Here is a 9,069-nt window from a genome sequence, read left to right on the forward strand (position 1 = left end):
AAACCTCGAGGGTTTGCCCTGCCGGATGGCGTTTCAATCATCATATGATAGGCGTGATGAGCGAGCCGGAGCCTTGATGTTTTCGGCCGCAGGGATAGCAAATTTCGCATCGCACGCATGATCAAGAACATCCACGGCCGCACGCTCGAACTGCTTGGCGAAGCCATCGCGGCCGGGCGCTATGCGGTCGGTGCGTCGATACCGCCCGAGCCGCTCCTCGGCGAAGAACTCGGCGTGAGCCGCACCGTGGTGCGCGAAGCCATCAAGTCGCTCGCGGCCAAGGGCCTGGTCACGACGGGCCCCAAGGTCGGTACGCGCGTGCTGCCGCAGGACCAGTGGAACTGGTTCGATCCCGACGTCATCACCTGGCAGTCGCGCGCCGGCCTCACGCCCGGGTTCCTGCGCGATCTGCAGGACCTGCGGCGCGTGGTGGAGCCCGCGGCCGTGCGCCTGGCCGCCGAGCGGGCCGATGCGAAGGACATCGAGGATATCGAGCGCGCCTTCGCCGGCATGAAGGAAGCCGTCGAGCACGGCGGCGACTACATCACCTTCGACCTGCGCTTTCACAACGGCCTGCTGGTCGCCGCGCGCAACCGCATGCTGGCGCAGATGAGCAAGGCACTCAACGCGCTGCTGCGCACCAGCTTCGAGATATCGGCGGCCAAGCCCGACGGCCCGGCGCGCTCGCTGCCGCTGCACCGCGCGGTGCTCGACGCGGTGATCGCGCGCAACCCCGACAAGGCCGAGCGCGCGGTCGTCCGCCTCATCGACGGCGCGCGTCAGGACATCGAGGACGTGCTCGCCTCGCGCCGCCGCCTGCCGAAACTCAGCCGGCCGGCGCCCAGGCTCAAGGCCGGCTGATCGTTCGGCGCATGGAGCGCCGAGCGGGCTTCAGTCCGTGCGCAGCCGCAGCAGCGCGCGCACGAAGCCGTGGTCCGAGCGCGAGCGGTCGCGCCCTTCGTGCAGGTGGTCGTTGAAGTAGTCCACGCGCCGCACGTCGCCCAGGCTGTGCCGGCTCGTCGCGATGAATTCCTCGCTCACGAGAATCTGGTCGAGCACGTCCGGAAAGCCCTGGTGGATGTGCGAATAGGCCACGTCCTTCTTCAGTGCCGACTCGCCCTGCATCTCGTAGGCGTTGAACAGCGCCACGTCGCGCGCGGCCTTGTCGTAGGCCACCTCCGAGGTGGCGGCCACGAGCTGCGTGGTCACGCTGTGCGGGTTGTCGTTGAAGTCGCCCATCACCACCAGCGGCACGTTGGTGCCCTGCAGCAGGTCGATGACGATGCAGCGCAGGGCCGCGGCCTCGGCACCGCGCATCAGCAGCGAACGCAGCGACGCCATCACACCCACCTTGCGGTCGTCGCGGTCCTCCAGGTGGTTGCCTTGCGCGTCCTGCAGGAACTTGGGGCGCTTGGACTTCAGGTGCACCGTCAGCACATGCACCTGCTGGCCGTGCTTCATGCGCAGCGTGGCCAGGAGAGGAGGGCGCTCGAAGCGCGTATGCGCCCCGAGGCCCGGCACGTCCACGCCGAAGCCCGGCGGGAAATCGATGAAGGACTGCACGTGGTCCACCTGCAGCCGCGTCGCGATGCCCACGCGCGGCGTGCCTTGCGCGCCCGGCCTGGGCGGCGTGCCCGGCGCGCTTCCGGGCGGCGGCGTGTTCTCGGCGCCCGGCACTGAAACGAAGTCGTAGCGCAAGCCGCTGCGCGCGATGGCCGCCTTGAGCGCCGCTTCGTCCCACACCTCCTGCACCGCGAGCACGTCGGCATTGAGCGCATGGAAACGCTCGCCGATCCAGTCGATCTTTCGCTCGTACTCACGCTCGTTGTAGGCGTCCTGGTTCTCGTAATACACGCGGTGGGGGTTCGCGAGGTTGAGCAGGTTGCAGGTGGCTACGAAGAGGGTGGCGTAGTTGGGCGGGATGTATTGCATGGAGACACGATTGTGTCTCGTCGCGAAAAGCAAGCCAAAACCGGACATTTCATCGCACTTTGTTAACGCAATCGAATTGCGATTCGTGGCGTATTCGACAGATCACGATAGAAATTCTTCTGTTTGCAATGTGCCCACATTTCCGCGGCCCTGCGTGAGACAACATCGGCGCCGCTGCGGCCTGTCACCCGCGTGTTTCCTACTTCCATGCTTTTGCGCTTGCCTTCTTGCGCGCCGCAATTCCTGCGCGCGATTCCTGTCTCTTGCCTGCTGCTCGCCGTACCGCTCGGCGCGATTGCGCAAGCCAACCCGTCCTCGCCGCGCGCTTTCATCGAGCAGCTTCGCCAACAGGAGCGCGAGCAAGCGCTGCGCGCGCAGCAGGAGAAGTCGCTCGACAGCCGTCTGCAGCAAGAGGCGAAGGCGCACGAAGAACGCCTGCCGGCCTCCGAATCTCCCTGCTTTCGCATCGATCACCTCGTGCTGTCGGGCGAGCGGTCCGGCGAATTCCAGTGGGTGCTCGACGCCGCCGGCGGCCCCGATGCGAACGACGGCCCGATCGGCCACTGCATCGGCACGCAAGGCATCGACGTCGTCATGGCGCGCCTCCAGCAGGCCATCATCGCCAGGGGCTTCGTCACCACCCGCGTGTTGGCCGCGCCGCAAGACCTGTCGAGCGGCACGCTCACCGTCACGCTCGTGCCGGGCCGCGTCGCCGCCATTCGCGCGACGCCCGATTCGAGCGGGCGCTTCGGCAGCAACCGCATGCTGCTGCTGGGCGCGATTCCCGCACGCCCCGGCGACCTGCTCGACCTGCGCGATATCGAGCAGGGGCTGGAGAACCTCAAGCGCGTGCCCACCGCAGAGGCCGACATCCAGATCGAAGCGTCGGCGTCCCGCGATGCGCGCCCCGGCGACAGCGACCTCGTCGTGAAGTACATGCAGCGCCGCACGCTGCGCGGCACGTTGAGCCTGGACGACAGCGGCACCGAGTCCACCGGCAGGTACCAGGCGGGCGCCACCGTCTCGGCGGACAACCTCCTGGGCCTCAACGACCTTTTCTACGTCAACGCCAACCACAGCGTCGACGGCTACTTTCTCGGCAATCCGCGCCGCGGCACCGAGGGTCAGACCGTTCACTACTCGCTGCCCTGGGGCGACTGGCTGCTGGGCCTGACCGCATCGAACAGCCAGTACCGGCAGACCGTGGCCGGTGCGAACGCAGGCATCGTGTATGCCGGCAAGAACCGCAACGCCGAACTCAAGCTCTCGCGCCTCGTCCATCGCGACCAACACCGCAAAACGACGCTGGCGATCCGTGCGTTCCAGCGCGCGTCGCGCAGCTTCGCCGACGACGCGGAAATCCCCATCCAGCACCGCGTGACCGGCGGCTGGGAAGCCAGCCTCAGCCACAAGGAGTTCATCGGCGAGGCCACGGCGGACGGCACGCTCGCCTGGCGCCAGGGCACCGGCGCATTCGGCGCCCGGCGCGCGCCCGAAGAGCAGTTCGACGAAGGCACCAGCCGCTTGCGCCTGGTCACCGCAGACGTGAGCCTGAACGCGCCCTTCAAGCTCGGCGCGCAGAAGTTTCGCTACGTGGGCCAGTGGCGCGCGCAATGGAACCGCACCCAGCTCACGCCCCAGGACCGCTTCGCCATCGGCGGGCGCTACACCGTGCGCGGCTTCGATGGCGAGACCAGCCTGCTGGGCGATCGCGGCTGGCTGCTGCGCAGCGACATCGGCTGGGCCGCGGGAGCGAGCGGCGCCGAGCTCTACGTGGGCATCGACTACGGGCAGGTGGGCGGCAAGTCGGCTCTGGCGCTGGCGGGCAATCACCTGGCGGGCGCGGTGATCGGCGTGCGCGGCGCGTGCAAGGGCCTGAGCTATGACGTGTTCGCGGGTGCGCCCGTCAGCAAGCCCGCGGGCTTTCGCACGGCCTGGCTCGCGGCCGGGCTGAACCTCAACTTCAGCTTTTGAGGGAGACGCGCCGACGAAGAAGACCCGACATCACCCCCTGAACCCAGTCAACGAAACAACACCCAATCATGAAAAACAAGATTCTTCATTCGCTCTCGCTGCTGTCGCTAGGCCTCCTTCACGCATGCGGTGGAGGCGGCGGTGGCGGTGGATCGCCGATGGCGTTTTCCCCGGCCGGCGCCGGTGCCGCCGCCGCGCCGGTCGCCGCGAACGCGGATTCCGGCGCCGTCTCGGCGCCGTTCGTTCGCGGCGCGCGCGCGCGCTATCAATTGCTCGGCAGCGTCGCCCAGTCGTTCGGCCTGCTGACCCGCAGCGAGCAGGCCGCCAGCGGTGCCATGACACGCCTGGACGACACGACGCTGACCGGCGCGAGCATCACGAAGGACATCGCCGGCGATGCGTCCTTCGCCCTTGGCCGCTGGGTGGCCGGCACCGTCACGCGCACTTCGGGCGCCGAGACCCTCACGGGCGCGGACAACCGCGCGTACCACTACATCGCGTTGAACGAGCTGAAGGCGTTGCCCGCGAGCGGCAACACCACCTGCGACGCGGGCGTGTTCACCAGCCCGACGTACGTGGGCGGCGGCAGCGGCGGCATGGCCGACAGCGGCGCGGCAACCGGTTCGGCCACGCTGTCTTTCGGCAGCGAAGGCGCGGCCGTGGCAGGCGCGCTGAAGGTGGCGGCCGGCGAGGCGGCCGGCACGGTCGCCTTCGACGCGAAGGTCCAGACGCCTTCCAGCATGGCGATCACCGGCAACTTCCTGAGCGGCGGAGCGGGCACGGGCATCACGCTCGGCGATCACGGCGGCGGGGCCTATGCGATCGCGGTGAGCTATGCGGCAACGCTCGCATCCGGCGCGCGCTACGAGGGCATCGCGAAGTTCCGCTGCAAGTAAGCGCGTGATGCCGGGACCGCGGGGGCGCATGGCGACGCGCCATGCCCCTGCGGCCCCGTCCGGGGTTTGGCCGAATGGGCAGTCAGGGAGAAAAGAAAATGAACAAGCATCTTCACCGCATCGTCTTCAACGCCGCGCGCGGCATGCGCATGGTGGTCCAGGAGACCGCGGCCAGCACCGGCAAGGGCGCATCCAGGTCCACCGGAAAGAGCGCGCCCGCAGCGGCGGCGGTGCTCTTCGGCGTGCTGGTGGCACTGCCCGGCCAGGCGCAGATCGTCGCGAGTCCCATGGTTCCGGGCAGCCTGCGTCCGACCGTTCTCGTGGCGCCCAACGGGGTTCCGCTGGTCAGCATCCAGACGCCGTCCGCGGCAGGCGTCAGCCGCAATGTCTACAGCCAGTTCGACGTGATGCGCAACGGCGTCATCCTGAACAACAGCCGCGTCAACGTGCAGAGCCAGCTCGGCGGCTGGGTGCAGGGCAATCCCTGGCTGGCCGGTGGGCCTGCGCGCGTGATCCTGAACGAGATCAACGGCGGCAACCCATCGCAACTGCGGGGCCAGATCGAAGTGGCCGGGCAGCGCGCCGAGGTGGTTATCGCCAACCCCGCGGGCATCCTGGTGGACGGCAGCGGCTTCATCAATGCATCGCGCGCCACGCTGACCACCGGGCTGCCTCAGCTCGATGCCTTCGGCGGCCTCGACAGCTTTGTCGTGCGCAGCGGCACCGTTCGCATCGACGGCGCAGGGCTGGACCTGGGCAGGACGGATTACGCGGCCATTCTTGCGCGGGCCGTGCAGGTCAACGCGGGCATCTGGGCCAATGAACTCAAGGTGGTGACGGGCGCCAACCAGGTCAGCGCCGATCACGGCAACCTCACCCCCACGGCCAGCACTGGTGCGGCGCCCACCTTCGCGCTCGATGTCGCGGCGCTGGGCGGCATGTACGCGCAGAAGATCACGCTCATCGGCTCCGAGGCCGGGCTGGGTGTGCGCAATGCGGGCAGCATCGGCGCGGGTGCCGGCGGCCTCGTCGTGACGGCACAAGGCCGGCTCGAGAACACCGGCACGCTCGAGGGATCGCGCATCGAGCTTGCCAGCAGCGCGGACATCGGCAATCGCGGCGGCACCATCCGGCAGACCGGCATGTCGGGCCTCACGATCGATTCGCGGACGTTGAGCAACACGAGTGGCGGCGTGATCGGCGTGGAGCCAGTGGCACCGGCGGGCGCAGCGGGAAGCAGCGCAAGCGTCGGTGCCGCGACCCCCGCCGCAGGCACATCCGCACCAAGTGCAAATGGTTCGGTTGGCGATGCACCACCGGTCGCGTCATACGTTGCTCCGGCTCCCGGGAGCATCACCGCCGCTGGCGCAATAAACAACGATGGCGGCCGCATCTACGCGGGCGCGCCGATCATTCTCAAGACGCCGCAGATCGACAACGCGGGCGGCACGCTCGACGTGGCCACCATGGCCGTGACCGGCGCCAACTTCAGCAATGCGGGCGGCACGCTGAATGTCAGCCAGAGCTTCGGCGCGAACGTCGGGCAGTTCGACAACTCCGGGGGCAAGCTGAACGCGGGCACCCTGGACATCGCCACGAGCGGCGACCTGATCAACATCGACGGCGCGCTTGCCAGCAGCGGCGATGCAAGGCTCACGGTCGGTGGCAAGGCCGACAACACACGCGGCACGATCTCCTCGGCGGGCGCATTGACCGCCAGCGTGACGGGGGCCACCAATAACAACGCGGGCACGCTGGCCTCCAATCAGAGCCTGGCGCTCAACACCGGCACCCTGGACAACACCAAGGGCAGCATCCAGTCGGCACAAGCGCGCGCGCAACTCGCGGTGGCCGGCCAATTGCTCAATGGCAAGGGCGGGTCCGTGGGTGCCGCCACCGATTTGAATGTTCAAGCGGGCTCGCTCGTCAACAGCGGCAGCCTGCGCGGTGCGAACGACGTCGGCATTTCGGTCGATGACGTACTGGTCAACGATGGCAGCGTCACGGCCGGCCGCAACACGACAGTCGCCGCCGGCAGCTTGCAGAGCGGCAGCACCGGCGTGCTCGGTGCGGGCGTTCAGAACGACGGCAAGCTGGGTGCAGCAGGCGATCTGCGCATCACGACCTCTGGCGCACTGATCGCCAACGGCAACACCATCGCCGCCGGCAACGCCACGCTGCAAGGCGCAGGCATCGATCTCTCGGGCAGCCAGACCGGCGCGGCCAACATCGCGGTCACCGCCACCCAGGGCAACGTGACCACAAGCAAAGCCACACTCGCCACACCGGGCAGCCTGAGCGTGACGGCCGATGCGCAGCCCGTCCAGACGCTGGTCAACGCAGGCGGCAAGCTCAACGCGAAGCAGCTGGACCTGAAAGTCTCGAACCTCGCGAACACGCAAGGCGGCGAAATCGTCCAGACCGGCGCCAGTGCCACGCACATCGCGACCTCGGGCTCCATCGACAACAGCGGCGGCACGCTGGCGAGCAACGGCCGCCTGGCCCTCACCGCGGCGAGCCTGAACAACCGGGGCGGCACATTGCGGGCCGCCCAGTCGTCGGACCTCACGGTCACCGCGACGGGCCTCGTGGACAACCGCCAAGGGGAGATGAGCGCGGGCGGCAACACCACGCTCCAGGCGGGCAGTCTCGACAACGATGCCGGACGCATCACCGCTGCTGTCAATGCATCGAGCACCACAAGCGGCGCGACCCGCAACCAGGCCGGCACCATCGCCGCGAACGACAACACAACCGTGAATGCCGGGAGCCTGAACAACGCGGGCGGCACAGTTTCCGCATCGAACACGCTGACGGCGAATGTTCAGGGCGCGGTGGACAACACCGCAGGCACGCTGGTCGCGAACCAGGCACTCGCGCTCGATGCCGGTTCGCTGGCCAATGACAAGGGATCGGTCCAGTCGATACAGGCTGCAAGCCGACTGAACGTGGGTGGTGCGCTGGACAACGCCACGGGCTATGTCGGCGCGGCGACCGACCTCGGCATCAAGGCCGGCAGCCTGTCCAACGCCGGCACCTTGCGCGGCACCAACGACACGACGGTGGCGGTGAACGACGAACTGTCCAACGACGGCAGCATCACGGCAGGCCGCAACACCACCGTCACGGCCGGCCGTGTGCAAGGCAGCAGCACGGGTGTGCTGGGCGCGGGCATCCAGGGCGACGGCAAGCTCGGCGCTGCAGGCGATCTGAGCGTGAGCGCCAGCGGCGCACTCGTCGCGCACGGCACGACCCTCGCAGCCGGCAACGCCACGCTGCAAGGCGCGAGCGTGGATGTGTCGGCCAGCCAGACCAGCGCCGCGAACATCGCGATCACCGCAATGCAAGGCGACGTCACCACGAGCAAGGCAACAGTCGTCACGCCGGGCACCCTGAGCGTCACCGCCAACAGCAACGCTGCACAGACGCTCGTCAACGACGCCGGCAAGCTCAACGCCAACCAGTTCGATCTGAAGCTCTCGAACCTCGCCAACACGAACGGCGGCCAGATCGTTCAGACCGGCAAGGGCGCACTGCGCATCCAGACCTCCGGCGCCATCGACAACAGCGGCGGTGCCCTCGCAAGCAACGGCGACATGGCGTTCGTCGCGGCCAGCCTGGACAACAAGGCCGGCGCATTGCGCACGGGCGAGGGCGCGAACCTGTCCATCGACGTGAACGGGCTGCTGCGAAACAGCGGCCGGGGCGACATCGCTTCAGGCGGCAACGCCACGGTCCGCGCCGGCACCCTCGACAACGAAGCGGGCCGTCTCACGGCCGCCGGGGACATATCGAGCACCACCGGCGCAGCAACCGGCAACCACGGCGGCACCATCGCCGCGAACGGCAGCGTCGTGCTGGATGCCCGCAACCTCGACAACAGCGCCGGCACCGTTTCAAGCCACGGCACGCTGACAGCGAACATCCGGGGCGATGCGGACAACGCGGGCGGCACGCTGGTCGCCAACCAGGCGCTCGCACTCGCCGCGGCGTCCCTGGACAACGACAAGGGCTCGGTCCAATCCGTCCAGGCCGCCACGAAACTCGACGTGGCCGATGCCCTGACCAACGCCCAGGGCTACATCGGCGCCGCGACCGATCTTGGGGTCCAGGCGGGCAGCCTCGCGAACACCGGCAGCTTGCGCGGCGCCAACGACACCACGGTGGATGTCAAGGGCCATCTGGCCAACGACGGCAGCATCACGTCCGGCCGCCACACGATCATCACGGCAGACAGCGTGCAGGGCGGCGAGAAGAGCGTGTTCGG

General features: G+C 68.4%; 5 protein-coding genes. 4 read left to right on the forward strand and 1 reads right to left on the reverse strand.

Going from position 1 to position 9,069, the window contains the following annotated elements:
- Nucleotides 1–117: 117 nt before the first annotated feature.
- Nucleotides 118–861: a FadR/GntR family transcriptional regulator gene (locus JC881_RS28710; protein WP_198789189.1), complete on the forward strand. Its 744-nt coding sequence runs from the start codon at nucleotides 118–120 to the stop codon at nucleotides 859–861.
- Nucleotides 862–891: 30 nt separating this feature from the next.
- On the opposite strand, the gene JC881_RS28715 is transcribed toward JC881_RS28710, so the two are convergent.
- On the reverse strand, nucleotides 892–1,932 hold the full coding sequence (locus JC881_RS28715; RefSeq protein WP_198789190.1) for an endonuclease/exonuclease/phosphatase family protein: 1,041 nt from the start codon (nucleotides 1,930–1,932) through the stop codon (nucleotides 892–894).
- Nucleotides 1,933–2,139: 207 nt separating this feature from the next.
- Here JC881_RS28715 and JC881_RS28720 point away from each other — a divergent pair, with 207 nt between their 5' ends.
- From JC881_RS28720 to JC881_RS28730, 3 genes are all read left to right on the forward strand, one after another.
- On the forward strand, nucleotides 2,140–3,906 hold the full coding sequence (locus JC881_RS28720) for a ShlB/FhaC/HecB family hemolysin secretion/activation protein (RefSeq protein ID WP_198789191.1): 1,767 nt from the start codon (nucleotides 2,140–2,142) through the stop codon (nucleotides 3,904–3,906).
- A gap of 68 nt (nucleotides 3,907–3,974) precedes the next feature.
- The gene (locus tag JC881_RS28725) at nucleotides 3,975–4,802 is read left to right on the forward strand and encodes a hypothetical protein (protein WP_198789192.1); all 828 of its coding nucleotides are present in this window, start codon (nucleotides 3,975–3,977) and stop codon (nucleotides 4,800–4,802) included.
- 98 nt (nucleotides 4,803–4,900) lie between these two features.
- On the forward strand, nucleotides 4,901–9,069 hold a 4,169-nt coding region (locus JC881_RS28730; protein WP_198789193.1), incomplete at its 3' end, for a two-partner secretion domain-containing protein.

Origin of the sequence: Variovorax sp. IB41 (genome assembly GCF_016405905.1) — a bacterium.
Classification (GTDB): domain Bacteria; phylum Pseudomonadota; class Gammaproteobacteria; order Burkholderiales; family Burkholderiaceae_C; genus Variovorax.